24 protein-coding genes and 2 rRNA genes are annotated in these 26,813 nt (G+C 72.3%); 19 read left to right on the top strand and 7 right to left on the bottom strand.

Annotation, left to right across the window (positions count from 1 at the left end):
- The 3 genes from FLW16_RS09175 to FLW16_RS09165 form a co-directional block, all read left to right on the top strand.
- A 23S ribosomal RNA gene (locus FLW16_RS09175) occupies positions 1-84 on the top strand; the annotation flags it as partial.
- A gap of 65 nt (positions 85-149) precedes the next feature.
- Positions 150-266: ribosomal RNA gene (gene rrf, locus FLW16_RS09170) — 5S ribosomal RNA — on the top strand.
- 1,869 nt (positions 267-2,135) lie between these two features.
- The gene (locus FLW16_RS09165; protein ID WP_260615071.1) at positions 2,136-3,248 is read left to right on the top strand and encodes a hypothetical protein; all 1,113 of its coding nucleotides are present in this window, start codon (positions 2,136-2,138) and stop codon (positions 3,246-3,248) included.
- A gap of 92 nt (positions 3,249-3,340) precedes the next feature.
- On the opposite strand, the gene FLW16_RS09160 is transcribed toward FLW16_RS09165, so the two are convergent.
- Positions 3,341-4,267, bottom strand: coding sequence for an MBL fold metallo-hydrolase (locus tag FLW16_RS09160; RefSeq protein WP_260615070.1), 927 nt, complete (start codon positions 4,265-4,267; stop codon positions 3,341-3,343).
- 104 nt (positions 4,268-4,371) lie between these two features.
- Here FLW16_RS09160 and FLW16_RS09155 point away from each other — a divergent pair, with 104 nt between their 5' ends.
- Entirely contained in the window at positions 4,372-4,899 is a 528-nt protein-coding gene (locus FLW16_RS09155) for a single-stranded DNA-binding protein (RefSeq protein WP_142559527.1), read from the top strand.
- Here the strand turns inward: FLW16_RS09155 and FLW16_RS09150 are convergent.
- The gene (locus FLW16_RS09150) at positions 4,874-6,100 is read right to left on the bottom strand and encodes a DUF1015 domain-containing protein (protein WP_260615069.1); all 1,227 of its coding nucleotides are present in this window, start codon (positions 6,098-6,100) and stop codon (positions 4,874-4,876) included. The genes FLW16_RS09155 and FLW16_RS09150 overlap by 26 nt on opposite strands.
- 177 nt (positions 6,101-6,277) lie before the next feature.
- On the opposite strand from FLW16_RS09150, the gene FLW16_RS09145 reads away from it, so the two are divergent.
- Together FLW16_RS09145 and FLW16_RS09140 are read left to right on the top strand one after the other, a co-directional pair.
- Positions 6,278-6,619: a M48 family metallopeptidase gene (locus FLW16_RS09145; RefSeq protein ID WP_260615068.1), complete on the top strand. Its 342-nt coding sequence runs from the start codon at positions 6,278-6,280 to the stop codon at positions 6,617-6,619.
- 20 nt (positions 6,620-6,639) lie between these two features.
- A complete protein-coding gene (locus tag FLW16_RS09140; RefSeq protein ID WP_142559524.1) occupies positions 6,640-7,644 on the top strand; it encodes an HAD-IIA family hydrolase in 1,005 nt (334 codons plus the stop codon).
- Positions 7,645-7,854: 210 nt separating this feature from the next.
- Here FLW16_RS09140 and FLW16_RS09135 read toward each other — a convergent pair whose 3' ends face one another.
- Positions 7,855-8,202: an SCP2 sterol-binding domain-containing protein gene (locus FLW16_RS09135; RefSeq protein ID WP_142559523.1), complete on the bottom strand. Its 348-nt coding sequence runs from the start codon at positions 8,200-8,202 to the stop codon at positions 7,855-7,857.
- A gap of 506 nt (positions 8,203-8,708) precedes the next feature.
- On the opposite strand from FLW16_RS09135, the gene FLW16_RS09130 reads away from it, so the two are divergent.
- The 13 genes from FLW16_RS09130 (at position 8,709) to FLW16_RS09070 (ending at position 22,530) form a co-directional block, all read left to right on the top strand.
- Positions 8,709-8,930: a hypothetical protein gene (locus FLW16_RS09130; RefSeq protein WP_142559522.1), complete on the top strand. Its 222-nt coding sequence runs from the start codon at positions 8,709-8,711 to the stop codon at positions 8,928-8,930.
- A 79-nt stretch (positions 8,931-9,009) separates the two neighbouring features.
- Complete coding sequence (locus tag FLW16_RS09125) at positions 9,010-9,819, top strand: TlyA family RNA methyltransferase (RefSeq protein ID WP_142559521.1); 810 nt, start codon at positions 9,010-9,012, stop codon at positions 9,817-9,819.
- Positions 9,820-9,844: 25 nt separating this feature from the next.
- Positions 9,845-10,792, top strand: coding sequence for an NAD kinase (locus tag FLW16_RS09120; protein WP_142559520.1), 948 nt, complete (start codon positions 9,845-9,847; stop codon positions 10,790-10,792).
- A gap of 182 nt (positions 10,793-10,974) precedes the next feature.
- Positions 10,975-12,744 (top strand): DNA repair protein RecN, encoded by a 1,770-nt coding sequence (gene recN / locus FLW16_RS09115; protein WP_142559519.1) that lies wholly within the window; start codon positions 10,975-10,977, stop codon positions 12,742-12,744.
- A 393-nt stretch (positions 12,745-13,137) separates the two neighbouring features.
- Positions 13,138-14,334: a putative cytokinetic ring protein SteA gene (gene steA / locus FLW16_RS09110; protein WP_260615080.1), complete on the top strand. Its 1,197-nt coding sequence runs from the start codon at positions 13,138-13,140 to the stop codon at positions 14,332-14,334.
- The gene (locus tag FLW16_RS09105; protein WP_142559517.1) at positions 14,331-15,308 is read left to right on the top strand and encodes a copper transporter; all 978 of its coding nucleotides are present in this window, start codon (positions 14,331-14,333) and stop codon (positions 15,306-15,308) included. The genes steA and FLW16_RS09105 overlap by 4 nt, the downstream gene beginning before the upstream one ends.
- Before the next feature lie 52 nt (positions 15,309-15,360).
- Positions 15,361-16,314: a hypothetical protein gene (locus FLW16_RS09100; RefSeq protein WP_142559516.1), complete on the top strand. Its 954-nt coding sequence runs from the start codon at positions 15,361-15,363 to the stop codon at positions 16,312-16,314.
- A gap of 82 nt (positions 16,315-16,396) precedes the next feature.
- Positions 16,397-18,055: a murein biosynthesis integral membrane protein MurJ gene (gene murJ / locus FLW16_RS09095; RefSeq protein ID WP_142559515.1), complete on the top strand. Its 1,659-nt coding sequence runs from the start codon at positions 16,397-16,399 to the stop codon at positions 18,053-18,055.
- A gap of 46 nt (positions 18,056-18,101) precedes the next feature.
- Complete coding sequence (locus FLW16_RS09090; protein ID WP_142559514.1) at positions 18,102-19,214, top strand: glycosyltransferase family 4 protein; 1,113 nt, start codon at positions 18,102-18,104, stop codon at positions 19,212-19,214.
- A gap of 280 nt (positions 19,215-19,494) precedes the next feature.
- Positions 19,495-20,508 carry a TerC family protein gene (locus tag FLW16_RS09085; protein ID WP_185949328.1) on the top strand — a complete coding sequence of 338 codons (1,014 nt, stop codon included), beginning with the start codon at positions 19,495-19,497 and terminating at the stop codon, positions 20,506-20,508.
- A gap of 138 nt (positions 20,509-20,646) precedes the next feature.
- Positions 20,647-21,306 (top strand): phosphatidylserine decarboxylase, encoded by a 660-nt coding sequence (locus tag FLW16_RS09080; protein WP_142559568.1) that lies wholly within the window; start codon positions 20,647-20,649, stop codon positions 21,304-21,306.
- Positions 21,293-22,132 (top strand): CDP-diacylglycerol--serine O-phosphatidyltransferase, encoded by an 840-nt coding sequence (pssA, locus tag FLW16_RS09075; protein ID WP_142559513.1) that lies wholly within the window; start codon positions 21,293-21,295, stop codon positions 22,130-22,132. Before FLW16_RS09080 ends, pssA begins: the two co-directional genes overlap by 14 nt.
- 101 nt (positions 22,133-22,233) lie before the next feature.
- Positions 22,234-22,530 (top strand): hypothetical protein, encoded by a 297-nt coding sequence (locus FLW16_RS09070; protein WP_030507339.1) that lies wholly within the window; start codon positions 22,234-22,236, stop codon positions 22,528-22,530.
- A gap of 106 nt (positions 22,531-22,636) precedes the next feature.
- Here FLW16_RS09070 and menC read toward each other — a convergent pair whose 3' ends face one another.
- The 4 genes from menC to FLW16_RS09050 all read right to left on the bottom strand — a co-directional run bounded on the left by menC (position 22,637) and on the right by FLW16_RS09050 (position 26,813).
- A complete protein-coding gene (menC, locus tag FLW16_RS09065; protein WP_142559512.1) occupies positions 22,637-23,737 on the bottom strand; it encodes an o-succinylbenzoate synthase in 1,101 nt (366 codons plus the stop codon).
- A gap of 67 nt (positions 23,738-23,804) precedes the next feature.
- Positions 23,805-25,211 carry a gluconate:H+ symporter gene (locus tag FLW16_RS09060; protein WP_142559511.1) on the bottom strand — a complete coding sequence of 469 codons (1,407 nt, stop codon included), beginning with the start codon at positions 25,209-25,211 and terminating at the stop codon, positions 23,805-23,807.
- Between the two features lie 144 nt (positions 25,212-25,355).
- Complete coding sequence (locus tag FLW16_RS09055) at positions 25,356-26,000, bottom strand: MBL fold metallo-hydrolase (protein ID WP_142559510.1); 645 nt, start codon at positions 25,998-26,000, stop codon at positions 25,356-25,358.
- A gap of 12 nt (positions 26,001-26,012) precedes the next feature.
- The gene (locus tag FLW16_RS09050; RefSeq protein ID WP_142559509.1) at positions 26,013-26,813 is read right to left on the bottom strand and encodes a maleylpyruvate isomerase family mycothiol-dependent enzyme; all 801 of its coding nucleotides are present in this window, start codon (positions 26,811-26,813) and stop codon (positions 26,013-26,015) included.

The raw sequence follows: 26,813 nt of genomic DNA, 5'->3' as shown, positions 1-26,813 counted from the left end.
GAGATGATGGGGTTGATAGGCCGGAAGTGGAAGCGCAGTAATGTGTGGAGCTGACCGGTACTAATAGGCCGAGGACTTGACCATGATGTGCTCGCGTTCACTATGTGATCTCAGAGACAGCAACCGTGTGGTTGTGTGTTTCGTGGGGTTACGGCGGTTATAGCGGTAGGGAAACACCCGGTTACATTCCGAACCCGGAAGTTAAGCCTGCCAGCGCCGATGGTACTGCACCGGGGACGGTGTGGGAGAGTAGGACGCCGCCGGACAATCTTTTGGGAGGGCCACCCCGGTTTGGGGTGGCCCTTCCGCGTTTATGAGGCCATTTCTTCACCAGGCCGAAACCCGCGTCGACGGGGAGCGAAAGCTCCTGTCGAGGCCCGGGCGGTGGTGATGGCGCGCTAGGCTGGCAGTGCCGGGCCACCCCCACGGGTGGCCTTCGTCGCATCGGACGAGAAGCGAAGGCTGCGGCGGCCGCGATCTCAGCGGACCTGCGGCGCAAACAACATGTCTTCCCTGGAACTCATCGGGTATGGGGCAGATCCCCAATAGTCAGAACAGCGGGAAGACAGAGCCCTGCGGCCGGCGAACCGGACGCGGTGAGCAAGCAACAGAGGACAGAAGTGAACAGAGAAGACGGGCGCGACGGCGCGGGCCGTGGCGAAGACAACCGCGAAGAGAGCAGAGACCGGGCTGAGCGCGCCGGAGGATTCCGCGGTAACGGAGGAGGCGGCGGCTTCGGCGGTCGCTATGGACAGCGGCGGGAAGGCTTCCGGAGCGACCGCGGCGAGCGTGGCGAGCGTCCGTTCCAGTCCGACAGGCGCGGCGACCGTGGCGAGCGCCCGTTCCAGTCCGACAGGCGCGGCGACCGCGACCAGGGCGGATCGTCCGGGGGACGCTTCGGTTCGCGTGATCGTGGCGACAGGGCGACCGGTTCCTATGGGAATCGCGACAGGCGTGATGGTTATCGCGACCGGGATGACCGCGGTCGCCGTCCCTTCGGTAGTGGGGATCGCACAGGTGGCCGCACCGACAATCGCGGCGGGTACCGCGACCGCGACGGAGGGCGGAGCTTCGAGCGCGGAGGCGACCGGCCGCGCGGGGCCGGCGGATTCGAAGGACGCAGGGAAGCCGGAGGCTCCGAAGGACGCGGGGAGCGCGTCTATCAGGACCGGGACTCCTTCCGCAACGATCGGCCGCGCCGCTCCTACGGAGACCGCGACGGCTCCCGAGGCGGTCAGGGCTTCCGGGATCGCGAGGAACGAGGCGGACGCCCGTTCCGCTCCGACGACCGGGGCAGCCGGCCGTACGGTGAGCGCCGCACGGATCGGCGGGAGGGCGGCGGGTACGGAGACCGCCCGCAGCGCCAGGGCGGCGGTTTCGGCGGGCGCTACGGCTCCCGCGAGCGCGACGGCCGTGAGGGCCGGGAAGGACGCTCTTTCACGCCTCGGTACGAGCGCGGCGATCGTGACGCGTCTGGCAGCCGCCCGCCGCGACGCACGGACCAGGAGCGCGGTTACGGCCGCGACGACAGGGGCGGAAGCGGATACGAGCGCCAGGACCGTCCCCGGCGTCCGTACGGCGATCGAGGTGGCGATCGGGGCACCGATCGAGGCTTCGGCGGCGAGGAGCGGCCGCGGCGTTCGTTCGGCGACCGCGACGACAGGGGCGGCGGGGACAGGCCCAGGCGCCCCTACGGGGACCGGCAGGACGCGGGTGGCGCCCCCCGGTACCGTGACCGGGACTCGTTCCGCGACAGGCCGAGCCGTACGTCGGGAGACAGGCCCGGCGGGTCCTTCCGGGATCGCGACGACAGACGTCCGGGCCGCGACCTTGAGGAGGGAGCGCGGACGTTCCGCGGGCGTGAGTCGGGCTCCGGTGACCGGCCACGGCGCCAGTTCGGCGACGATCGCGGTGCCCGGCCGTTCGGCGGCAGGGACCGTGACGAGTCCAGGCCGTTCAGCGGCGACCGCGGCGCGGCGCGTCCCTTCAGCCGCGACGAGCGGGGCGGCAGCCGTAGCCGTTACGGCAGGCCGGACGAGCCGACCAGGCCGAGAACGCGGGAGGAGATTCCTCCGCTCGACCCGGACATCACGCCGGACGAACTGGACAGGGAGGCGCGTGCGGAGCTTCGCTCGTTGCCGAACGACCTGGCGGACCTCGTGGCCAGCCACCTCGTGGCGGCCACCCGTGCGCTGAGTGCGGAGGATCCGGAGAAGGCCTACGAGCACGCCAAGGTGGCCCGCCGCTTCGCGGGCAGGATCGGCGTGGTCCGCGAGGCCACCGGGATCGCCGCCTATCACGCGGGTCAGTACGCCGAGGCGCTGGGCGACCTCCGGGCCGCCCGACGGATCAGCGGCTCGGACGAGTACCTGCCGATCATGGCGGACTGTGAGCGTGGGCTCGGGCGGCCCGAACGCGCGCTCGACCTCGTCCGGTCGCGTGAGGCCGAACGGCTGGACCGCGCGGGCAAGATCGAGCTGGCCATCGTGGAGTCCGGGGCCCGTCGCGACCTCGGTCAGCACGACGCGGCCGTGATCACGCTGCAGCGGGTTCCCGAGTTGCGTGACCCTCAGCCGAAGCCGTGGTCGGCACGCCTCGCATTCGCGTACGCGGACGCCCTGGCCGACGCGGGGCACGAGGAAGCGGCGACCGACTGGTTCGCTCGTGCCATGGCGTTCGACGAGGACGGCGAGACCGATGCGGCCGAACGCTACGCCGAACTGACCGGCGGACTCATCGAGGACCTGGAGGAGGACTACGACGAGTCCGGCGCCGAGTCCGGTGACCTCCTGGACGACGACCTTGCCGACGATGAAGAGGACACCGGCGACGAGGGCGTTCGAGAGGCGGTCAAGGACGAGGAGGCTGAGGAGGACGAAGCGGACCTCCCCGGCGGCCCCCGGGAGGACGACCTCTCCGACGAGGACGATCTGACCGAGGACCCGGAGGACGGCGACTCCGCGGGCGACGATGCGGCCGCGACGTCCTCGGCCGGCGAGGTGTCCGCACCAGTGGCGCCTGTGGCGACGCCGGCATCGGGCGGCGAGGTGTCCGCACCGGTAGCGCCTGGGGCAACGCCGGCATCGGGTGGCGAGGAGACGCGCGCCGCCGATGAGGGGGCCGAGCAGCCTTCCGCCAAGAGCGCGCCGTCCTACGGCCCCGCGTTCATCGAGCCGAACTTCGGCGACGTGCTCGACGGCCCCGAGGACGCCGAGGACACCGAGGATCGGGCGAAGCGCCAGCCCTGACGTTCCGAACGGGCGCCGCCTCGGCGGCGCCCGTTCACTTTCCCGGGAGAAGCCGCGCCTCAGGGACCCGGTCTTCCTGGGAGGGCCGTGAGTCAGCCCGGGGTGCGATCCAGCCAGTGCATGATCCCCGCGACGTTCGACGGCGCGCCGCTCAGCAGCTCGAACTGCTCGGCGGTGGTCTCGTCGGCGCGTAGCGCGGCGTACCGCTCCCGCGTCCGGTCGCGCACCATGGCGACGGCGTGATCGAGGTCGAGTCCCTCGTCCCTGGCCCGTCTGGTGAGGTCCACCCAGATCCGGAGCTCCTCTGCCGACCGTTCGAGGGTCGAGGGCACGTCCTCCACCGGTCCGTAGTGGCTGAACAGCAGCCGCTGTGGTCTCAGGGCCGTGAACAGCGCGATCGAGCCGAGGGCGACGTCGAGGTCGAAGTCCGGCGGCGGCGTGGCGGGCCGCAGGTCTCCGGTCTCGGGCAGATACACACCGGCGGCGTCGCCCACGTACAGGTCGCCGGTGAGCGAGTCCAGCAGGCCGACATGGTGCTTGGCGTGGCCGGGGGAGTAGTGGCTCGCCAGCGTGCGGCCGTTGCCCAGATCGACCGTGCCGGTGTCGCCGAGGGCCCTGATGCGGGCGGCGTCGGTCGGCGCCAGAGTGCCGAACAGTACGTCGAGCTTGTCGCCCCAGACCATCTTGGCACTCGCCATGAGCCGGGAGGGATCGGCGAGATGACGGGCGCCCTTCTCATGGACGACGATCTCCGCGGAGGGATAGTAGTCCGCGATGTCTCCTACGCCGCCGGCGTGATCCAGGTGGATGTGGGTGACCACGACGGTCGCGAGGTCGTCCGGTCCCACCCCGAGGGAGGACAGGGCGTCCCTGACCACGGGAGCCGAGGTCGAGGTGCCCGTCTCGACGAGGCAAGGGCGGTCGCCGAGGATCAGATAGCCCGCGGTGATGCCGGAATAGCCCGCCATCCGCGTGTCGATCTCGTAGACGTCGCCGCCGAGTGGAGTCACGTTGTCCACAGCCCACTCCTGAAACTAGAACCGGTATTCACAGAATGGCATTCAGGGCCGCGCCGGCCCAACCTGGTCACAGATAGTGATCTCCACGGCAGAGAGGAGATCACATGCACCGCAACGAGGTGGTGCTGGCCGGGCGGCTGTCCATGGAGCCGGCACACCGGGAACTGCCGAGCGGAGCCCTGCTGACGCAGTGGCGTCTCGCGGTCCGCAGGCCGGGGAGCCGCTCGGGCCATCAGCGGTCGGACGCGATCGAGTGCGCGACGCTCGACGACGGCGTGCGCGACATGCTGAGCGGCTGGCGACTCGATGATCTGGTCGAGGTGGAAGGCGCGCTGCGCCGCCGCTGGTGGCGTGGCGGCAGCCGCTACGAGATCGAGGTCCGTACGGCACGCCGCGTCGAACCGGCCGCGCCCCGCGGCAGGCCACGCAGGAGAACGCCCCACGCCGATGACGACACCGCCGCCGAGACCGGTCAGGCCGGTGCTGCCGAGGTCGCCGATGCATGTGCGACCGGCGAGGCGTCCTCCGGTGGTGAGGCGTGCTCCGGTGGTGAGGCGTGCTCCCACCGGGACGACACCGTCTCGGCGGAGCCCGGCGACGAGGTGGTCAGTCAGCGGCGAAGGTCCGCATGACCAGGCCCGTCCGGGGCTTGGGGCCGAACGAGGTCGACTTGCGAGGCACCCGCTCACCCTGTGCCGCGACCGTGAGGACGTCCTCCGTGGACAGCGGATTCAGCAGCACCGCCGTCCCGCCGAGCCGGCGCGCCCTCTCCACGGCGGCGAGCGGGTCGTGGTGCACGACCATCACCGACTGGTCGCTGTCGGTGATCCCCCACACCTTGGGCAGGAGGAACGTCGTGAGGACCGAGGTGTCGAGCATCCGCCACCGTGGGGACTGCCCCGACGGCATGGCGTGCTCGACCTGCAGCGGGTCCGGATCCGTCAGCAGATGGGCGGGTCCCTCGCCGGCGAGCACGAAGGCGGGGCCGGTCGCCGTGGCGAGACCCGCGAGGGCGTCCTCGACCAGGGGGAACTCGTGGACCTGCCAGGCGCCCTTGGCCCGGGCGGCGGCCTCCTGCAGGGGCAGCCCCGGGATGACACGGTGGATGGCCCTGAGGTCGGGCGGGTAGGCCGTGGAGTCGACCAGGTACGCCAGGCCGTAGTCCCAGGGGCCGGGACCCACGTGGTCCTTCTGCAGCGCCTCGTAAGTGGCGTAACGGTGGTGACCGTCGGCGATCAGCGCCTGTCGATCACGCAGGTCCTCCGCGACGGCTTCGATCTCGTGGGGGTCGGTCACCGCCCAGAGCCGGTGGTGCACGCCCTCACGGGTGCGGACGTCCATAAGGGGGAAACGCTGTGTCGCCACGTCGTCGACGAGCCGGGAGGCGGTGCCCCCGCCTTCGTACAACAGGAAGATCGGCTCGAAGTTGGCCTGTGTCGCCCGCATCAGGGCGAGCCGGTCGGCGACGGGCTCCGGCAGGACGTTCTCATGCGGAAGGATCGCGGTCGACCCGATCCCGACGCCTCCGATGAGGCCCCGCTGCAGGAAGCCGACGCCGCTCTGCTCGTACACGTACAGGCCGGGCAGGGAGTCGACCGTCAGCACTCCGTCGGCGAGCCACTCGCTCAACGTGGCGCTCGCCTCGCCGTAGTGGCTGATCCCGGGAAGGATCAGGCGCACTACGTTGTTCGGATGACGACTGAGCAGTTCCCGCAGTTCGTCAGGAAAGATGAGATCGTACGGCGGGGAGGTGACTGCGGCCAGATCGTCCACCGCGTAACGGACGCCGTGGAACGGACGTAGCACCAGTCCCGCCCGTTCAGAACTCTCCATACCGGGCATGTTGCCATAAGTGCCCGGACTCCCCGACGCTGCGGTGCCCGGTTGCTTGTGAAATCGGAGTGCAGGAGGGCTTACCCCATGATCGAAGGACGAAACGAGGCCTCTGCTTCTTCCAATGATCCGGGCGGTACGCCTTCCGGCGGCGTCTATGAGTGGTTCAAGCGTGGCATGAAACTGCTCGAAGAGGGGAGCCCGGCCGCGGCGGCGGCGATCCTGGAGCACGCCGTACGGGCCGAGCCCGACTCGCGCAGTATCCGCGAGGCCCTCGCGCGGGCCCAGTTCAACTCGAAGCGCTACGACGAGGCCGCGGGGAGTTTCCGCTGGATCGTCGACGCCAACCCCGCCGAGGACTACGCCTACTTCGGTCTCGGCTTGTCACTGTGGCGCAGCGGAGACATCGAGGGGGCGCAGGAGCCGCTCGCGGTGGCGGTGGCGATGCGCCCCGACCTGCGGCACTACGTGTCCGCGCTGAAGCAGGTCAGGGCCACGCTGCGGGCGAGGCGGGCGTGACCGTAGGCCATACTTCCGACATGCCAGAAACCACCGGCGTGCTCGTGGACGCCTACGACACGCTGCTGCTCGATCTCGACGGTGTCGTCTACCTCGGCAAACACGCGGTCCCCGGCGCCCCCGAGGCGCTGGTGAAGGCCCGGGACCAGGGCGTGCGGCTCGCGTTCGTGACGAACAACGCGTCCCGCACGCCGGGGGCGATCGCCCAGCACCTCAGCCATCTGGGCATTCCGGCCGCCCCGCAGGACGTGGTGACGTCCGCGCAGGCGGCGGCCCGGCTGGTCGCCGAGCACGTGCCTGGGGGCTCCGCCGTCCTGGTGGTAGGAGGCATGGGACTGCGGATGGCCCTGCGCGAGCACGGCCTGCGCCCCGTGACCACGGCCCTGGACGCGCCCGCCGCCGTGGTGCAGGGCATCGCCGACAACCTGTCCTACGGGCTGCTGTGCGAAGGGGCGCTCGCCGTACGCCAGGGGGCGTGGTTCGTCGCGGCCAACGGCGACACGACCATGCCGACGGGCCGGGGCGAGCAGCCGGGGAACGGGTCGATGAGCCGCGTGATCGCCACCGCGACCGGCGTCGAGCCCGTGGTCGCGGGCAAGCCTGAGCCGCCGCTGCACCGCGAGTCGATGATCCGCACCCGCGCCGAGAGGCCGCTGATCGTCGGCGACCGGCTCGACACCGACATCGAGGGCGCGACCAGGGCCGGTGTCGACAGCCTGCTCGTGCTGACCGGCGTCGCCACTCCTTTGGACGTGCTCACCGCCGCTCCCCATCACCGTCCCACCCACATCGCCGCCGACCTGTCCGGCCTGCACGTCCCCGTGGTCCCCGTACGGTGTGGCTCGGAGGGCTGGACCTGCGGCGGGTGGACGGCCGCGTGGCAGGACGGGGAGCTCGTGCTCTCCGGGGAGGGCGACCCCGTCGAGGGGCTGCGCGCGGCGTGCGCCGCCACCTGGGACGCGGCGGGGGACGGCCAAGCGGACGAGGACGCGGTGAAGGCCGCCCTGGCGGCGCTCGGCCGCTGACCGACGTGGTGGCAGCGTCGCCCGGCGATCGCGTTTCGCGGTCCAGGCCCCGCCTTCTGCACGGCGGGGTCTCGGCGCGGGGTGCGTCACGGTTCGGGCCGGAATCTGGGCGCGGGGTGCATCACGGTTCGGGCCAGGGTCTCGGCGCGGGGTGCGCCGCGGTTCGGGCCAGGGTCTCGGCGCGGGGTGCGTCGCGGTTCCGGCCAGCGGTCAGAGGAGTTTGCGAAGGCGCAGCAGATCTCCGAGGCTCGCGTCGATCTTGACCCGGCCGCCCAGCAGCGCGCGGCCCATGTCGAGCTCGCCGTTGACCATCGAGACCAGGTCCTCGCTCTTGAGCGTCAGCTTGACCTCGGCGGGCCGGCCGTCCCCCGGGGGCACCTCCTTGAAGGGGTCGAGCCCGCCCCGGTGGATGCGACCGTAGAAGGTCACGCCGAGGTCGGAGATCCGGCAGGCCAGCCGGCGTTCGACCACGTGCTTGGCACGGTCCTCCTCGCTTATCTCGTCGAAGTGCTCGACGAGTTTGTCCAGCGCCGCCCGGCATTCCTCGACGGTCGCCATGCGCCTGCCTTTCTCCTCGCGGACCGTGTCTTCTCGCGGACCGTGTCTCCTTGAAACCGCGCACGGATCACCGGTCGACGATGTGATTCCCCTCTACCTACCGACAGTAGCTTTCCACGAGCGGCCTGCGCGAAATCCGCGTCGGGTCATGGAAAGGTCACGGCACGCGCCCGGCGGTCCGCGAGCCGTAGATTTCGCAACCAAAGGGACCACGAGATGAGCATGGCCTCCCTCAGGCACCTGAGGCGAGATCATCGGGGGAGGGCCCGCGGTCCCCAGTGGAACGGCCGGACGGCGCACGATCGTCGGTGGGGTCCGATAGCGTCGAGGCGACCAGCCGCAGGGGCTCGTACGGAGACCCGCGGCATGGCCGCGTGCCGTCCGGCGACGTCCGGGACCCGATCCGGCGAGAGCCGGGCCGAAGCCCCGGATCGAGCGTGCGGCCGCGCACGGGGAAGCGTCACAGGCAAGCGTGACGGGGCAGCTGATCGGAGCGGGAAGGGACCATGACGGACAGCGGGATCGCGGCCGGGGAGCACCTCGCCTCGGGCGCCGACGGCGTGCAGGCCGCGTTGTCGCCCCTCGGACGGCTGGCTCACGCGCCGGTGTCCGAGCACGTGGGCGTCTTCGAACAGGTCCTCACCGGCCTCGAAGCGGTGCTCGCGTCCGTGGAGGACGCCGGCGGACGGCAGCCCGAGGCGCACGGCGGCCGGGAGAGCGGTCGGTGAGCGCCACGGGAGCGGCCGCGGACGCCGCGAGCCGGGCGCAGGTCCGGACGGCACGGGACGGCGCGGCGGGGCGGGCCCGATGAAGCGTGTCCGGCTGGACAGCGAGCTCGTCCGCCGCGGGCTCGCCCGGTCCAGAGAGCAGGCGGTCCAGCTCATCGAGGCGGGCCGGGTCAGTGTCGGAGGCCAGGTGGCGGGCAAGGCGGCCACGCAGGTGGACACGGCCGCCCCCATCGTGGTCGCCGAGACGGCCGAAGGCCCCGACTACGTGTCCAGGGGCGCCCACAAGCTGCTCGGCGCGCTGCGCGCGTTCGAAGGGCTCAACGTCGAGGGACGCCGGTGCCTCGACGCGGGAGCCTCGACCGGCGGCTTCACCGACGTGCTGCTCAGGCACGGCGCCGCCCACGTGCTCGCGGTCGACGTGGGGTACGGCCAGCTCGCCTGGTCGCTGCGTACGGACGAGCGGGTCACGGTGATGGAGCGGGTCAACGTCCGCGACCTGACCCCGGAGATGGTGGGCGAGCCGCCGACGCTGATCGTCGGGGACCTGTCCTTCATCTCCCTCCGGCTCGTCCTCCCGGCCCTGGCGCGCTGCGCGGCCGAGGTGGCGGAGTTCGCGATGCTGGTCAAACCGCAGTTCGAGGTCGGCAAGGAGCGCGTGGGCGCGGGAGGCGTCGTACGCGACCCGGCCCTGCGGGCGCAGGCGGTGCGGGACGTCGCGGCGGCGGCGGGCTCGCTGGGCCTGACCGTGAAGGGCGTGACGGCGAGCCCGTTGCCGGGGCCGTCGGGGAACGTGGAATACGTTTTGTGGCTCGGGAAGGGGCCGGGACACGACCCCGTGCCCGACGTGGACGCGGCCGTCGACACGGCGGTCGCGGAGGGACCCCGGTGAGCGCGGGCGGCGAGGCGTGGAGACGATGAGCGCGATGAGCACGGGCGGCGCGGCGGGCGACCGGGCGGACGCCAAGAGGACGGTCCTGGTGACGGCGCACACCGGCCGTGAGGCGGCCGTGCGCAGCGCCCGCCTGGTCATGGAACGGCTGATCGGGGCGGGCATCAACGTCCGGGTGCTCGACGAGGAGGCGGAGGAGCTCGGCTGCGCCCACGTCGAGGTGGTCCCGGAGAACGGGGCGGCGCTGGAGGAAGCCGAGCTGATCATCGTCCTGGGCGGTGACGGCACGCTGCTGCGCGCCGCGGAACTGGCCCGCACGGCCGCGGTGCCGCTGCTCGGCGTGAACCTGGGGCATGTGGGCTTCCTCGCCGAGGCGGAGGTGGAGGACCTGGCGTCCGTGGTGGACCTCGTGGTCGAGGGCCGCTACGAGGTCGAGGAGCGCATGACGGTCGAGGTCGTCGTGCGCCTGAACGGGTCGGTTCTCGCGCGGACCTGGGCGCTCAACGAGGCGTCGGTCGAGAAGAAGGACCGCATGCTGGAGGTCGTCGCGGAGGTCGACGGCCGCCCGCTGTCGCGCTGGGGATGCGACGGCGTGATCTGCGCGACCCCCACCGGATCGACGGCGTACGCCTTCTCGGCCGGCGGTCCCGTCGTCTGGCCCGAGGTGGAGGCGCTGCTCCTGGTGCCCAACAGCGCCCATGCCCTGTTCGCCCGGCCGATGGTGGTGTCGCCGAAGTCCACGCTCGCGCTGGAGATCCTCCCCGACACCAGCGCCGGTGTGCTGTGGTGCGACGGCCGCCGCCGCTTCGACATCCCGCCCGGCGCCCGCGTGGAGGTCCGCAGGGGCGAGGTGCCCGTACGGCTGGCCCGGCTGCTCGGTGTGGAGACCACCGGGGCGCCCTTCACCGACCGCCTGGTCGCGAAGTTCGGCCTGCCGGTGCAGGGCTGGCGAGGCCGCGTACGCTCCGGCTGACCGGGTGAGGCGCCGCGATCCACAGCGGGTTGTGGCGGTTGGTGGTGATATGCCGGATGAGCAGGGCTTTTGTGTCCACAGATTCTCGTTCGGGTCGCGGTCCGGACACGCTGTCCTCGAAAATCTTGACGAGTTACGCGTAGGATCTCTGGCGAGTTCGGTCGGCAAAACGGGAGGGACCAGTGCGGCCACGGGTCGAGGAGGTCCGCATCCAGGGGCTCGGCGTGATCGACGAGGCCGTACTGGAGCTGTCGCCGGGTTTCACCGTCGTGACGGGTGAGACGGGGGCCGGCAAGACGATGGTCGTCACCGGCCTCGGCCTGCTGTTCGGGGGGCGGGCCGACCCGGCGAGGGTCCGGCCGGGCGCCGACAAGGCGCTGATCGAGGGCACGCTCGTGATCGAGCCCGGGGGCCGCGTGGCTCAGCAGGTCGCCGACGTCGGTGGCGAGGTCGAGGACGGGCAGCTGATCATCTCCCGGTCGGTCTCCGCGGAGGGCCGCTCCCGCGCCTGGCTGGGCGGCCGAGCCGTGCCGGTGGGCACGTTGACGTACATCGCCGACGACCTCGTGGCCGTGCACGGGCAGATGGACCAGCAGCGGCTGCTGCAGCCCGGCAGGCAGCGCGCGGCGCTCGACCGTTACGCCGGCGACGAGCTGGTCAAACCCCTGCGGGCCTACGAGCAGGCATACAAGCGGCACAAGCAGGTGGGGGAGCTGCTCCACGAGCTGACCGTCAAGGCCAGGGAGCGGGCGCAGGAGGCCGACGTGCTGCGGTTCGGCCTCGAGGAGATCGAGAAGGTCGAGCCCAGGCCCGGGGAGGACGCCGAGCTGAAGGAGGAGGCCGAGCGGCTCTCCCACGCCGACGCGCTGCGCACCGCCGCCACGACCGCGCACGCCGCGCTGCTCGGGGATCCGATGTCGAGCGCGCAGGACGTGCAGGACGCCGTGTCGCTGCTCGGTCACGCGAAGGCGGCCGTGGAGTCCGTGCGCGACTTCGATCCCGCGCTCGCCGGGCTCGCCGACCGCCTGGCCGAAGCGGGTTACCTGGTCTCCGACGTGGCGACCGAGCTGGCCGCGTACGCCGAGTCGGTCGAGGCCGACCCCGCGCGGCTCGCCGCGGTGCAGGAGCGCAGGGCGGCGCTGAACGGGCTCATGCGCAAGTACGGCGAGGACGTCACGGCCGTGCTCACATGGGCGCAGCGGGCCGCCGAGAGGCTGACGGAGCTCGAAGGCGACGACGAGCGCATCGAGGAGCTGACGCGGGAGCACGGCGAGCTCACCGAGCGGCTTGGCGAGCTGGCCGGTGAGCTGACGGCCATCCGCACCGTCGCCGCCGACCGGTTCGGCCGGGCGGTGACCGAGGAGCTGACCGCGCTCGCCATGCCGCACGCGCGGGTGAGCGTGGCGATCACCGCCACCGACGGGTTCGGCCCGCACGGCGTGGACGAGGTCGAGCTCCGGCTGGCGTCCCATCCCGGCGCGCCGCCGCTGCCGCTGACCAAGGGCGCCTCCGGCGGCGAGCTGAGCCGGGTGATGCTCGCCATCGAGGTGGTCTTCGCCGGGGCCGACCCCGTTCCGACGTTCGTGTTCGACGAGGTCGACGCGGGTGTGGGCGGCAAGGCGGCCGTGGAGATCGGCAGGCGGCTGGCCAAGCTCGCCAGGACGGCGCAGGTCATCGTGGTCACCCACCTGCCGCAGGTGGCGGCCTTCGCCGACCAGCACCTCGTGGTCGAGAAGGCGAGCGACGGCAGGGTCGTCCGCAGCGGCGTCGTGACGCTCGACCAGGAGGGCCGCGAGCGGGAGCTGTCGCGGATGCTCGCCGGGCTGGAGGACTCCGAGCTCGGCCGGGCGCACGCCGCCGAGCTGCTGTCCATCGCCGCCGCCGACAAGGCCGCCTGGGAGAAGGCGTCCTCGGGAGCGGCCAAGCGCTCGGGCCGCCGAGCCGCGGGCTGAAAGCCTTCGGGTCGCCGGGCTGCGGGACTCCCGGCCTGCCGGGCTGAGCGCCTCCGGCCCCGCCGGGCTGAGGGCCTCCGGGCGGAGGGACTCCAGGCCGCCGGCTGAGGGCCGCCCCGCGCCGCCCGGTAGTGCCGTGCGGGCCTGCGGACGCGCGTACACTCGGCGGGGCGCGCGGGGGTGACGTGTTTGGAGCAGGGCGCGCCGGGAAGCAGTCAAACCCCGGCATGAGGGGGCGGAGGAACGGGGGCGGACAGCGTCGCGGAAGGTGTGCGTTGACTCGGCTGCCCCCGGTCGGCGCACCTCGGCAACATCCCTGACTTGCAGTGACAATTCAGACGAGCCGTGGGGTGTGGAAGCGTGGCGGTCGCCGCCTCTGGCAGGATGGTCATGATGAAGGTCCCGAGCTTGAATGTTCCGGGCCTCCGCCGCAGGAAGGCCGACGGCCTTCCCGGGGTGACGGCAGTGGCGAGAATCGACAGGCGGACGAAGAGGCTGACCAAGCGCCTCAAGCCCGGGGAAATCGCGATTATCGATCACGTCGACATCGACCGGGTCAGCGGGGAGGCTCTCGTCGCGTGCGGCGTGGCGGCCGTGGTCAACGCCGCCGCGAGCATCAGCGGCCGTTACCCCAACCTCGGGCCGCAGATCCTGATCGACGCGGGCGTCCCCCTGATCGACAACGCGTCGCCGGAACTGTTCGAGCGGATCGCCGACGGCGACGTGATCCGCGTCCACGACGGCATGGTCTACCTCGGCGAGGAGCTGGTCGGCAAGGGGCAGCCGCAGACCGCCGAGAGCGTCGAAGCGGCGATGACCGAGGCCCGCGCGGGCCTCGCCGTCCAGATCGAGGCCTTCGCCGCCAACACGATGGAGTACGTCCGGCGCGAGCGCGACCTCCTGATCGACGGGGTCGGCGTGCCCGACATCCGCATCTCCCTGGAGAACCGCCACGCTCTCATCGTGGTGCGGGGTTACCACTACAAGGAGGACATCGCCACGCTCCGGCCGTACATCCGGGAGTACCGCCCGGTGCTGATCGGCGTGGACGGCGGGGCGGACGCGCTCCTGGAGGCCGGGTACGTGCCCGACATCATCGTGGGCGACTTCGACTCCGTCTCGGAGAAGGCGCTGTGCTGCGGCGCGGAACTGGTCGTCCACGCCTACCGCGACGGGCGGGCGCCGGGCCTCGAGCGGGTGCACAAGCTGGGCCAGGAGGCGGTCGTGTTCCCCGCGACCGGGACGAGCGAGGACATCGCGATGCTCCTGGCGGACGACAAGGGCGCGACGCTGATCGTCGCGGTCGGCACCCATTGGACGCTCGACGAGTTCCTGGACAAGGGCAGGTCGGGCGCGGCGAGCACCTTCCTCACCCGCCTGCGTGTGGGCAGCAAGCTCGTGGACGCCAAGGGCGTGAGCAGGCTCTACCGCAGCCGGATCTCCACGTCGTCTCTGTTGCTGCTCGTGGCCACCACGCTGGTCACGATCGGTGTGGTCCTCTCGGTATCGCCGATCGGCCAGGTGTGGCTGAACGGCCTGCGCGTGGCCTGGAACGGCTTCATCTTCTGGCTGGTCGGACTCTTCTCGTGATCGATTTCCGTTATCACCTCGTCTCGATCGTGGCGATCTTCCTCGCGCTCACGGTCGGCATCGTGCTGGGCAGCACCGTGCTCGAGCCCACGTTCTTCAAGTCGGCCGAGGAGATGACCGCGTCGCTGCGGCAGGCCAACGAGAAGTACCTGACGCAGATCTCGGAGCTGCAGACGCGTGAGGAGGGCGGCGACTCGCTGGTCACGACCCACCTGCCCGAGCTCGTGCGCGGCCAGCTCGCGGGCGAGCGCGTCGTGCTCGTCGAGGCTCCCGGTGCGTCGGCCGCCCTGCGCGACCCGGTCGAGAAGCTCATCACGAGCGCGGGCGCCGCCTACACGGGCAGGGTCAGCCTGACCGAGAAGTTCCTCGACGTCGAGCAGGCGAGCGTGGTGGACGGGCTCGCCACCAACCTCGCCCCGGCCGGCACCACCTTCCCCGACGGGGCCACGCCGTACGACAAGGCCGCGGCGATGCTCGCCGGCGCGATCGTGACCAACGACCGCGCGCAGGCGGGCCGGACCAACCCCGCGGCCACCGGCGTGCTGGAGGCGTTCCAAGCGGGTGACTTCCTGACCCTGAACGGCGACCCCGAGCAGCGCGCGACGATGGCCATCGTGCTCGCACCGGCCCAGCCGTACGAGGGGGAGGACGCCGACCGGCAGACGAACGCGCTCGTCTCGGTCGCGGCCGGCCTCGACGGCGGCGCTCTCGGCACCGTCCTGGCGGGCACCGTCACCGCCTCCGCCAACGGCGGCGCCATCGCGGCGCTGCACGACACCGGCGGCGTGGCCTCGGCGGTCTCGACCGTCGACACGGTCGATTTCGCCGCGGGCCGTGTCGTGGTGGTCTACGCTCTGCGGGAGCAACTGGCCGGCCGTTCCGGCTCGTACGGCATCGGCAGCGGCGCGACGGCGTTCGAGCCCACGGTGACCGCGCCCAGCCAGACCCCCACCCCGGCGGCGAGCCGGGGCTGAGCCGCCGGTCGGCACACCACGCCTGACGAATACACAGAGAAGGGCAACAGCCGTGGCCAGACGTCCCCAGGCCGGCACCCGCGCCGCCGCGGCGCTCGGGGCCGCCGTCGGCGCCGCGCTCGGCGCGGCCGCCGCGCGCGCCGCCTTCGCCGCGTTCCGGCGCCGCCCGCCGATCGGCGACGAGAAGACCGCCGACGAGTACTGGACCCGGGTCAACCACCGGGGTGAGCCGGTCACGCTGCTGGAGGGCCCCGCGTTCGCCGCCGGCGCCGTCGCCGCCTCCGCCCTCGCCCCCGGGCTCCCCGTACGGGCCCGCGCGGCCGCCGTGCTCGCCGGCGCGGGCAGCGGCGTCCTCGGCGCGTACGACGACCTGTTCGGCACGACCTCGTCCAAGGGATTCAAGGGCCACCTGGCCGCGCTCGCGCGCGGTGAGGTGACCAGCGGAGCGGTCAAGATCCTCGGCATCGGCGCGACCGGGCTCGCCGCGGCGGCGCTCGCCCCCTGTGACGCCCGGGACGGGGGCGCGGTGGCGCGGTCCTTCGACACGCTCGTCGACGGCGCGCTGATCGCCGGCAGCGCCAACCTGGCCAACCTGTTCGACCTGCGGCCCGGCCGCGCGATCAAGGTGGGGCTGCTGGCAGGGGTTCCCCTGCTGGCCGCCTCGATCGCCGCGCCGTACGGCCCGCGCTCCCGCCGGGCCGCCGCGCTGGCCGCCGTCCCGCTGGGCGCCGCGGCGGCGCTGCTGCCCGAGGACCTGGGCGAGCAGGCGATGCTCGGCGACGCCGGGGCGAACGCGCTCGGCGCGCTGCTCGGCCTGGCGGCCACGGCCCGGCTGGGCAGGCCCGGCCGGATCGCCGCGCTCGGTGTCGTCGCCGCTCTCACCGCCGCCTCGGAGAAGGTCAGCTTCACCAAGGTCATCGCCGGCAACCGGGTGCTCAACCGCCTGGACATGCTCGGCCGCCGCGCTCCGCAGACCGCCCCTGGCACGTCGGGGTCGCGCGGGTGACCTGGACGACCAGGGCCGTCCGCGGAGGCGTACGGCACCGGCATGGATAGACGGCCATGGTTGAGCGGCATGGTTGAGCGGCATGGTTAGACGGCTCGGGGCGGGGATCGCGGGGGCGGCGGTCCTCATCGGGGTCATCACGGTCCTGGCGCGGGTGACCGGCTTCGCCAAGCAACTGGCGTTCGCGCGCACGGTCGGCACGAACTGCCTGGCGACCGCCTACTACACCGCCAACAACGTGCCGAACATCGTCTTCGAGGTCGTGGTGGGCGGCGCGCTCGCCGGGATGGTCGTCCCGGTGCTCGCCGGCGCCGCCGCCAGAGCCGACGGCGGGGCGCGTGCGGAGGTCGGCCGGATCGCCTCCGCGCTGCTGACCTGGGTGGTCGTGCTGCTGGTGCCGCTCGCGGCACTGACCGCGCTGGTCGCGGCTCCGGTGGCGCGGCTGCTCGTCGGCTCCGAGGTGAAGGGATGCGACGTCGGCCAGGTCGCCGCCGTGGCCGCGCGCATGCTGGTCGTGTTCGCGCCGCAGATCCCGTTGTACGGCATGGCCGTGGTGCTCTACGGCGTGCTGCAGGCCCATCGCCGGTTCTCGGGGCCGGCGCTGGCGCCGCTGGTGTCGAGCGTGGTGGTCATCGTCGCCTACCTGGCCTTCGGGCCGCTCAGCGGCGGCCACAAGGACCCCGCCACGGTGCCGGGACCGGCCGAGATCGCGCTGTCGGCGGGCACGACGCTCGGCGTGCTGGCTCTGGTCGTCACCGTGGTCGGGCCGACGTGGCGGCTCGGCCTGCGGTGGCGGCCCACGCTCCGCTTTCCCGAGGGCGTCGCCGTACAGGTGCGGCGGCTCGCCCTGGCCGGGCTGAGCGCGCTGGTCGCCCAGCAGGCCGCCGCCGCGATCCTGATCCCCATCGCCAACCGCGTCGGCGGGGGCGCGCTGCCCGCCTACAACTACGCGTGGGCTATCTACCAGGTGCCGTACGCCGTGCTCGCGGTGCCGATCGCGACCAGCGCGTTCCCCGCGCTCGCCGCGCGGGCGCAGGCCGAGGACGACGGCGAGGGCTTCGCGGCGCTGGCGGCGCGGACGACGCGCGCGGTCGTGCTGGTCTGCGGCCTGGCGGCCGGCGCGCTCGCCGCGGTCGCGGTGCCGGTCGCGCATGTCTTCCTCGCCCGGGCCGACACCGCGGTCGCCGCGGCGGAGTTCGCCCGGGGGATCGCGCTGTTCGCGCCAGGACTTGTCGGGTATGGCCTGGTGGCCCACCTCAGCCGGGTGCTGTACGCCGCCGGACAGGGCAGGGCGGCGGCCCGGGGACAGGTCGCCGGGTGGCTGGTCGTGGCGGTGGCCCAGGTGGCGTTCGTCCTCGTGCTGCCGGACGGCTGGGGCCTGGGCGGGCTCGCGCTCGGCCAGGCGGCCGGCATGACGGTGGGGGCCGGGCTGCTGCTGGTCTCGGTCGTGCGGGCGCGAGGCGTGCGGGCCGCCCACGGCGTCTCGCGGGCCGGTCTGGCCGCCCTGCTGGGCGGGGGTGCGGGCTTCCTCGCGGGCGCGGCGGCCGCGCGGCTCCCTCTGCCGGGCGAGGGCCCGTGGGGCGGCCTCCTGACGGCCGCCGTGGCCGGTCTGACGGCCGTGGCCGCGGGGGTCCTCGTCGCCGCGCTCGTGGACCGGGGAGACCTGACCGCCGCCCTGTCCGGAGTGAGACGCGGGAGAGGCGCCAGCCCGGCGGACCCGTCGGCCGAGGAGGCGGTATGAGCAAGCGGATCAGCAGGCCGCTCCAAGCCGGAGGTGAGGAGAGGGCATGAGTCGCGTCGTGCTCGTCCTGGGATCGAGCGTGGGGGGCGTGGCCCGGCACGTACGGATGCTCGCCGGCGGGCTCGTCACGCGGGGACACCGCGTGCTGGTCGCGGGTCCCGGCAGCACCGAGGAGGCTTTCTCCTTCACCGGCACCGGAGCGGGCTTCGCCGAGGTCGAAATCGCCGACCGGCCGCACCCCGCGCACGACCTGCGGACCGCCCTGCGCCTGCGCGGGGTCGCCCGTGGCACGGACGTCGTCCACGCCCACGGCCTGCGGGCCGGCGCGCTGGCCGCGCTCGCTCTCACGGGATCGCGGGGGTGGCCGCGCCTCGTGGTCACCCTGCACAACGCGGTCACGGCGGGCGGCGCTGTCGGCGCGGTCTACCGGCTGCTGGAACGGATCGTCGCCCGGCGTGCGGACCGCGTTCTGGCGATCTCGCCGGACGTCGCGGAGCGCATGCGGGCCAGGGGCGCCCGGGGGGTGGACCTCGCGGTGGTGCCCGCGCCGCCGCTCGCCGAACCAGCCCGCCCGGCTGAGGACGTGCGGGCCGAGATCGCCACCCGGCTGTCCGGCGCTGAGCACGCGCCGCAGGCCGCGCAGGAGCGGCCGATCCTGCTCACGGTCGCCCGGCTGGCCCAGCAGAAGGGCCTGGAGACGCTGCTCGACGCGGCGGCCGGGCCGTACAAGGGGGATCCGGTCTTCGTGATCGCGGGCGACGGGCCGCTGCGCGAGGAGCTTCAGGCCCGCGTCGACGCCGAGGAACTGCCCGTGGTCCTGTACGGCTGGGCCGAGCCGGCCGACCTGCTCCAGGTCGCGACGGCGGTGATCGTGCCCAGCAGATGGGAAGGACAGCCGCTGAGCGTCCAGGAGGCGCTGCGGGCGGGCAGGCCGATCATCGCGACCCGGGTGGGCGGCCTGCCCGCGATGGTGGGCGAGGCGGCCCTGCTGGTGCCGCCGCAGGACCCCGGCGCGCTGAGCCGGGAGATCGGCCGTCTGCTCGGCGATCCCGCCCTGGCCGCCCGCCTGGCGCAGGCGTCCGCACGCCGGGGCCGCGAGCTGCCCGACGAGGACGCGGCGCTGCGGGCGGTGCTCGCGGCGTACGGCCTGGCGTCGTAGTGGCGACCCGGGTGGCGAGAGGGTGCGACCATCCTCTCGCGCCGGTGACACAAGACCGTCGACCTGGTGAGCCGTCGCCTGTTCTCGCCGACGAGCGCCGACGTTCCGGCAAGGATTAGGTGAGGCTAAGCCTGATCCATATACTGGACGGGTTGGGGGGGAGTATCCCTTCGCGGCGGTCCCGTCATCACGGTGTCAGCACCCGGGGCCGTCGGTCCGCCGTGCGCGTACGGGCGGGAGAGACCTCCGGCAGTGTGTTCAGCGCGCGCCGGAGGTAATCGTGGTACATGCGCCCCTGTGGTTGTGGGCCCTGGTCATCGTGGGTCTCGTCGTCGTGGTCGCCATCGACCTGTTGATCGTCGATCGTGGTGAACCACGCGAGTTCTCCATGCGGCAGGCAGGCATCTGGGTGGGTTTCTACGTCTGCCTGGCCGTGTTGTTCGGCATCGGGTTAACGGTCTGGGCCGGTCCCGGGACAGGTGGCGAGTTCTTCGCGGGCTATCTGACGGAATACAGCCTCAGCGTCGACAACCTGTTCATCTTCTACATCATCATGACCCGCTTCGGGGTGCCCCGGATCTACCAGCACAAGGTCCTGCTGGTCGGGATCGTCCTCGCGCTCGTCATGCGCGGGATCTTCATCGCCATCGGCGCCGCCGCGCTGAGCCGCTTCGGCTGGCTGCTGTACGCGTTCGGGGCCTTCCTCATCTACACGGCGTACACGCTGGTCAGGGACCACAACAAGGAGGACGAGGAGTTCAACGAGAACATCCTCCTGCGCTGGGCCCGGCGGGTCTTCCCGACCACTCCCGACTACGTCGGCTCCCGGGTGACCGTGCGGGTGGACGGCAAGCGCATGGTGACGCCCATGCTGATCGTGATGATCGCCATCGGCACCACGGATCTGCTGTTCGCCCTCGATTCGATTCCGGCCATCTTCGGCCTCACGAAGGCGGCCTTCATCGTGTTCTCCGCGAACGCGTTCGCGCTGATGGGGCTGCGTCAGCTCTACTTCCTGCTGGGCGGACTGCTGCAGCGGCTGGTCTACATCAGCTACGGATTGGCGTTCATCCTCGGTTTCATCGGGGTTAAGCTGATTCTCGAAGCACTTCACGAGAACGAGGTCCCCTGGGCCCCTCAGATCCCCATCTGGGTGTCGCTGGCGGTCATCGGTGTGACCATGGCCGTGACCACCGTCGCCAGTCTCATCAAGGCTCGTCGCGACGAGAGGACCACTACTCCGGCGGAAGCCTCCCAGACGGAGGCGTCTCAGGCGGAAGCCCCGCAGGGCTAGCGAAACGGGCACTCACCCTGTTTGCTTGTTCTCGTTGTGCCACGCATTGACTGCCGGATCGGTAATATCGATCGTTAGCTCGCATGCCGCTTCATAGTCGCCAGAAGAGTACAAAGGTCATCTGTGTCCAACGAATCGTTGCCCCGCGGCCCTGAATCCGGGCTCGCGGGAAGTGCCCGGGGCCGAGTCAGGCTCGCACGCGGGGTGTCCCCGTGGCTGGCTCCGACCGCCGCGGCGGCGGCCGTCACCGCCGTTCTCACCCGTAGGTCGCCCCGTTGGGCGCTGGCCGCGGCGCCGCTCGCCGCCCTCACCGGCGGGATGCTGTGGTTCTTCCGCGACCCCGAGCGGACGCCCGGCCAGGGCAGGCTCATCTCGCCCGCCGACGGCGTCGTGCAGAGCATCGACCCGTGGCCGGACGGCCGCACCCGGGTCGCGATCTTCATGAGCCCGCTGAACGTGCACGTCAACCGCGCGCCCGCGGCCGGGACGGTCACCGCGGTCGAGCACGTGCCCGGCGGCTTCGTGCCCGCGTTCAACAAGGACAGCGACAAGAACGAGCGTGTCGTGTGGCATTTCGACACCGCGCTCGGGGACATCGAGATGGTGCAGATCGCCGGCGCCGTCGCGCGCCGCATCGTGCCCTACCTGTTCGCGGGCGCGAAGGTCGCCCAGGGCGAGCGGGTCGGGCTGATCCGTTTCGGCTCCCGGGTGGACGTCTACCTGCCCGAGGGCATCAGGCCGGCGGTCACCGTCGGCACCCGGACCGTCGCGGGGGTGACACGCCTTGACCACATCTGACCTCGGCGCCGAAGCCGCCTGGCCGGTGGAGGAGGTTGATGAGGAGCCGCGCGGGCCCGTCGGCAAGGCCTTCCGCCTGTCGGCCGCCGACTCCCTCTCGCTCGGCAACGCCCTCAGCGGCTTCCTCGCCGTCTGCGTGCTCGCCTGGTCGGCGATCAGCAACCTGCAGGCAGGCGTCAAGTTCGTCCCCGACCCGCGCTTCTTCGGCACGGCCGTGGTGCTGCTGCTCATCGGCGCGACCTGCGACCTGTTCGACGGCCTGGTGGCCAGGAAGTTCCGCGCGTCCGCGATGGGCGCCGAGCTGGACAACCTCGCCGACGTGATCAGCTTCGGCTTCGCCCCCGCCTTCATGGTGATGATCTGGGCCGGCTTCTCCGGCAAGCTCCCGCTGTGGCTGGTGCTGTGCGCGGCCGCGTCCGTCCTGCTCGCCGGCGTCGTACGGCTGGCCCGCTTCGCCTGCGTGAAGACCAAGAGCGGCGACTTCATGGGCCTGCCGATCCCGATGGGCGCGATGACCGTGGTGTCGATCGTGCTGCTCTTCCAGCCGAACTACGTCACGCTCGCCGCCATCTTCGCCGTGGCCTGGCTCATGGTCAGCCGGATCGAGTACCCCAAGCCGAAGGGCAATCTGGCCGCCGTCGTGCTGGCCTGGATGCTGATCAACGTGGCCTGCCTGACGATCTGGGCGGCCGGTCTCACGGGCGGCGACCAGCTCATCAAGGTGGGCGCCACCATGCAGATCGCGATCGTGTCCGCGATTCCGCTTCGCGTTCTCATGTTCAAACAGCAGCAGCGCAGGGAACGACGCTCGGAGAACGCGGGCTGACGTCGTCGCACGGACAGGGCCCCGGTCGGCTGGGGCCCGCCACCTTGGGCCCGGGCCAATCACGTGGAGATAACGCCTAGTCCAATGGAGCCCTGGTCGCCATGCCTCGTGAGCACACCCGGACGTACTTCCTCGGCAAACTGGCCCGGGAGCTTGAGCTGCGGGGGCTGGAGGCGTCCCTGCGCCCCGACCCGCCCTCGCTGAAGGTCCGCGACCCGGACGCCGCGCTGTTCACCGAGACCGTGGACTGCGTCGCGATGTCCGACGGCTGGTTCTACCGCTGGTCCTGGGGCGACGTGGTGGAGAGCGCGGAGGAGCCCGCTCTCGCGGCCGACCGCATCGTGAAGGTCTTCACCACCGGCGAGCCCCGGCCGCACCCCGCCCTCGGCGACGCCTGACGGGTCGTACCCTGCCCTCGGCGACGCCTGACGGGTCGTACCCTGCCCTCGGCGACGCCTGACGGGTCGCACCCCGCTCTCGGCGGCGCCTGACCGGTTCGGGCCGTCACAGCCGGATCCACTCCGTCGCGGTGGTGACCTCGTCCAGGACGTCCGGGACGGGGGTCACGCCCAGCCCCGGGCCGTCCGGCACGTCGAGGTGCCCGCCGTCCAGCTCGAACGGCGGGGTCACGTCGGTGTGGAAGTAGCGCCGGGAGGCGGAGGTGTCGCCGGGGAGCGTGAAGCCGGGAAGCGCGGCCAGCGCGACGTTTGCCGCCCGGCCGATCCCGGTCTCCAGCATTCCGCCGCACCACACCGCGACGCCGTGGGCGCGGCACAGGTCGTGGATGCGCCGGGCCTCCAGGTAACCGCCCACCCGCCCCGGCTTGATGTTGATCACCGAGCACGCGCCGAGGCTGATGGCCGCCGCCGCGTGGGCGGCCGACTCGATCGACTCGTCCAGGCAGATCGGCGTGCGGATCGACCGGGCGAGCCGGGCGTGCTGCACGAGGTCGTCGTCGGCCAGCGGCTGCTCGATCAGCAGGAGGTCGAAGTCGTCCAGCCGGGCCAGATGGCGGGCGTCCGCGAGCGTGTAGGCCGCGTTGGCGTCCACCTGGAGCAGCAGGTCCTCCCCGAACCGCTCGCGGACCGCGCGGACCGGCGTCACGTCCCACCCCGGCCCGATCTTCAGCTTGACCCGTACGTACCCTTCCTCGACGTATGCGCCGACCGTGTCGAGCAGTTCGGCCACCGAGCCCATGATCCCGACCGAGACGCCGCAGGGGACGCGGTCGCGGGTGGCGCCGAGGTAGCGGGCGAAGGACTCGCCGGTGATCCGGAGCGACGCGTCGAGCACGGCGGCCTCCAGCGCCGCCTTGGCCATCCGGTGGCCCTTGAACGGCGCGAGGGCGGGACCGACGGCCTGCGGGTCCGGCTCGCGGGGCAGCGCGGGGATCAGGAAGCGCCGCAGCACGTCGGCCGCCGCGTCCACGTACTCGGAGGAGTACAGCGGCTCGGACATCGCCACGCACTCGCCCCAGCCCTCGGCCTGCGGCGTCACCACCCGCACCAGCAGGACGTCGCGGCTGGTCTCGGTGCCGAACGACGTCCGGAACGGCGCGACGAGCGGCATCGCGATCCGGCGCAGTTCGATTCCAGTGATCTCCATGAGGTGCCCGGGCTCCAGGGGAAGGACGATGTGCGCCGACCACTATACGGACGCCGTTCCGCGGTCCTCAGACCACCAGCCCGAGCAGGAGCACGCAGCAGAACGACACCACCGAGATGATCGCCTCCATGACCGACCAGCTCCTGATCGTCTCGCCGACGGACATCCCGAGGTACTCCTTGACCAGCCAGAACCCGGCGTCGTTCACGTGGGAGAAGAACAGCGACCCGGCGCCGATGGCGAGCACGAGCAGGGCGAGGTGTGCGGGGGAGAGCCCGGCCGCCAGCGGCGCGGCGATCCCGGCGGCGGAGATCGTGGCGACCGTGGCGGAACCGGTGGCCAGCCGGATCCCGACGGCGATCAGCCAGCCGAGCACGAGCACGGGCACGTTCGCGCCCTGCGCGGCCTCGCCGATGACCTTCCCGACGCCCGAGTCGACCAGGGTCTGCTTGAATCCTCCGCCCGCGCCCACGATGAGCAGGATCCCGGCGATCGGCGGCAGCGAGTCGGCGATCGCCGAGGAGATCCGGGCCCGGCCGAAGCCCGCGGCGCGGCCCAGCGTGAACATCGCGACGATCACGCCGATCAGCAGGGCGATCAGGGGAGTGCCGAGGACCTCGAACACGGTGCGCACGGTGTGGCCCTCGGGCAGGACGACCTCCACGACGGCCCGGCCCAGCATCAGCACGACCGGCAGCAGGATCGTGGCCACCGTGACGCCGAACCCCGGCCTGGGGCGGTCCGCGTCCCCGGGCACCGCGTTCTCGGAATCCCGGGTCTGCTCGCGTTCGAGGCTCTCGGGCGGCGCCGGCCGCACCCACCGGGCGGCGAACCTGGCGAACAGCGGGCCGGAGACGATCACGGTCGGGATCGCCACCAGCAGGCCCAGCCCGAGCGTGAGCCCGAGGTCCGCCTTGAGCGTGTCGATCGCGACCAGCGGCCCGGGATGCGGGGGCACCAGGCCGTGCAGGACGGACAGGCCCGCCAGGGCGGGGACCGCGATCAGCAGCAGCGGACGGCCACTGCGCCGGGCCACCAGCAGGATGACGGGGATCAGCAGGACCAGCCCGATCTCGAAGAACATCGGCAGTCCGATGAGCACCGCGATGAGCGTCATCGCCCACGGCAGGGCCCGGTCGCCGCTGCGGCGCAGGATGCCGTCCACGATCTCCTCGGCACCGCCCGAGTCGGCCAGCAGCTTGCCCAGCATGGCCCCGAGGGCGATGAGCACGCCGACGCCGGCCACGGTCGAGCCGAGCCCGGTGGAGAAGCTGTCGATCAGCTTCTCGGGGGCCATGCCGGCCACCAGGCCGAGCACGCCCGAGCCGAGCGCCAGGGCGAGGAACGGGTGGGTCCGCAGCTTCGTGATCAGCAGCACGATGGCCGCGATGCCGGCCAGGGCGGCGATGATGAGGCGGGTGTCGTGGCCGCTCCACGCGGCCGTGCTCGCGAGGGGGGTCACGAGGGGGATCATCCGGGGCTCCTCCGACGGTTCGTGCGGTAGCCGCTGCCCCGCAGGAGCCCCCCGAATCACGCGGCCCCCGGGCGGATCGAACCGGGGGCGCCGGGACGAGGCCGGCGGTCCGCTGCGGGACGCCGGCCGTCCGGGCGTGTCATGTCACCAGCCGCGGGCCTTCCACTCGGGCAGGTGCGGCCGCTCGGCGCCGAGCGTGGTGTCCCTGCCGTGGCCCGGGTAGACCCACGTCTCGTCGGAAAGACGGTCGAAGATCCGTTCCACCACGTCCGTGAACAGCTGCTCGAACCGCGCCGGGTCCTTCTGGGTGTTGCCGACGCCCCCGGGGAACAGGGAGTCACCGGTGAACAGGTGGCGGTCCTGGTAGAGCAGCGCGATCGAGCCGGGGGTGTGGCCGCGCAGGTGGATGACGTCCAGCGTCACCACGCCGACCGTCACCCGGTCGCCGTGCCCGACCTCCCGGGTGATCTCCACCGGCAGCTCGGGGGCGTCGAGGGGGTGGGCGACGGTCTGCGCGCCGGTGGCGCGGGCGACTTCCTCCAGGGCCCCCCAGTGGTCGGGGTGCCGGTGGGTGGTCACGATCGAGCTGATCGGCATGTCGCCGATGAGGTCGAGCAGCCGCTCGGGCTCGGCCGCCGCGTCGATCAGCAGCCCGTCGCCGGTCTCGGCGCACCGGAGCAGGTAGGCGTTGTTGCCGAAGTCGCCGACCTCGATCTTCGAGATCGTCAGCCCGGGGACCTCGCGTACGTCGGCGGGTCCGCCCTTGGTGACGTTTCCGGTATAGGTCATGGTCGTTCCTCTCTAGTTCCCGGCGGGCGGCCAGGACGACGGTGGCTCGGCGGGCAGTCCCGCCGGGGACGGCTTCGGCCAGGGAGGCGGGGACGGCGGCCTCCCGGCCTGCTGGAGACGCCCCTGCGGTGAGGCGAGTCGCAGGCCCGTGCCGTCGGTCCTGCCCGAGAGCCAGGCGAGCAGCTCGCGCGGCGTGCCCTCCACGGCCGGGCCGTCACCGAGGCCGGCCCACGTCCTCAGGACCTCACCGGTGCCCGGGTCGAGGGCGACGACCTCGCCCACCGGGCTCTCGTCGCCGAGCCAGAGCATCGTGTCGTGCAGCTCTCGTCTCACGTACGTCTCGGGCCAGTCGGCCCATCCGTAGCCTGCCCCGAGATCGGCGTGGTGCACCTCGACCTCCCTGAGCCGGCGGATCGGGACGTACCAGGCGGGATGGTCGGGCGGGTTCATCCCCGAGACCGACGCCGTCCACGCGTCGGCGGGCATCCGCCCGGCCGCCGCGGCGAACCGCTCCGCGCTGTCGCGCAGGTCGGCGAGCTGTTCACCGGCCGGGCGACCGGCGCCCGCCTCGATGCCGGCCTCGCGGGCCCGCGCCGACGCGTACTGCGGGGTGCGCACCCCCGTGCGCGCCCAGGCCAGCAGGTTGACGTAGCTGTCGGCGTTGCGGGCGACGTGCGCGAGCACGTGTCCCCTCGTCCACCCGGGCAGCAGGGACGGCGCGCGGAGATCCTCGTCGGTGAGGCCGGCGGCGGTCGCCAGGAGGCGCTCGGTCGCCTCGGCCAGTTCCCGCTCGATCTCGTCGATAACGGACAT

It is taken from the genome of Microbispora sp. KK1-11 (assembly GCF_006874435.1).
GTDB classification, from domain to species: Bacteria; Actinomycetota; Actinomycetes; order Streptosporangiales; family Streptosporangiaceae; genus Microbispora; species Microbispora catharanthi.
This window is presented reverse-complemented; position numbering and strand designations above follow the sequence as displayed.

Excerpts from the sequence above, each read along its gene's own strand:
- steA (WP_260615080.1), top strand. The coding sequence starts at position 13,138 with ATGAAGGTCCCGAGCTTGAATGTTCCGGGCCTCCGCCGCAGGAAGGCC.
- FLW16_RS09060 (WP_142559511.1), bottom strand. The coding sequence starts at position 25,211 with ATGATCCCCCTCGTGACCCCCCTCGCGAGCACGGCCGCGTGGAGCGGC.
- menC (WP_142559512.1), bottom strand. The coding sequence starts at position 23,737 with ATGGAGATCACTGGAATCGAACTGCGCCGGATCGCGATGCCGCTCGTC.
- FLW16_RS09070 (WP_030507339.1), top strand. The coding sequence starts at position 22,234 with ATGCCTCGTGAGCACACCCGGACGTACTTCCTCGGCAAACTGGCCCGG.
- FLW16_RS09090 (WP_142559514.1), top strand. The coding sequence starts at position 18,102 with ATGAGTCGCGTCGTGCTCGTCCTGGGATCGAGCGTGGGGGGCGTGGCC.
- FLW16_RS09130 (WP_142559522.1), top strand. The coding sequence starts at position 8,709 with ATGACGGACAGCGGGATCGCGGCCGGGGAGCACCTCGCCTCGGGCGCC.
- FLW16_RS09155 (WP_142559527.1), top strand. The coding sequence starts at position 4,372 with ATGCACCGCAACGAGGTGGTGCTGGCCGGGCGGCTGTCCATGGAGCCG.
- FLW16_RS09050 (WP_142559509.1), bottom strand. The coding sequence starts at position 26,813 with ATGTCCGTTATCGACGAGATCGAGCGGGAACTGGCCGAGGCGACCGAG.
- FLW16_RS09140 (WP_142559524.1), top strand. The coding sequence starts at position 6,640 with ATGCCAGAAACCACCGGCGTGCTCGTGGACGCCTACGACACGCTGCTG.
- FLW16_RS09120 (WP_142559520.1), top strand. The coding sequence starts at position 9,845 with ATGAGCGCGATGAGCACGGGCGGCGCGGCGGGCGACCGGGCGGACGCC.
- FLW16_RS09150 (WP_260615069.1), bottom strand. The coding sequence starts at position 6,100 with ATGGAGAGTTCTGAACGGGCGGGACTGGTGCTACGTCCGTTCCACGGC.
- FLW16_RS09055 (WP_142559510.1), bottom strand. The coding sequence starts at position 26,000 with ATGACCTATACCGGAAACGTCACCAAGGGCGGACCCGCCGACGTACGC.
- murJ (WP_142559515.1), top strand. The coding sequence starts at position 16,397 with ATGGTTAGACGGCTCGGGGCGGGGATCGCGGGGGCGGCGGTCCTCATC.
- FLW16_RS09135 (WP_142559523.1), bottom strand. The coding sequence starts at position 8,202 with ATGGCGACCGTCGAGGAATGCCGGGCGGCGCTGGACAAACTCGTCGAG.
- FLW16_RS09125 (WP_142559521.1), top strand. The coding sequence starts at position 9,010 with ATGAAGCGTGTCCGGCTGGACAGCGAGCTCGTCCGCCGCGGGCTCGCC.
- FLW16_RS09145 (WP_260615068.1), top strand. The coding sequence starts at position 6,278 with ATGAAACTGCTCGAAGAGGGGAGCCCGGCCGCGGCGGCGGCGATCCTG.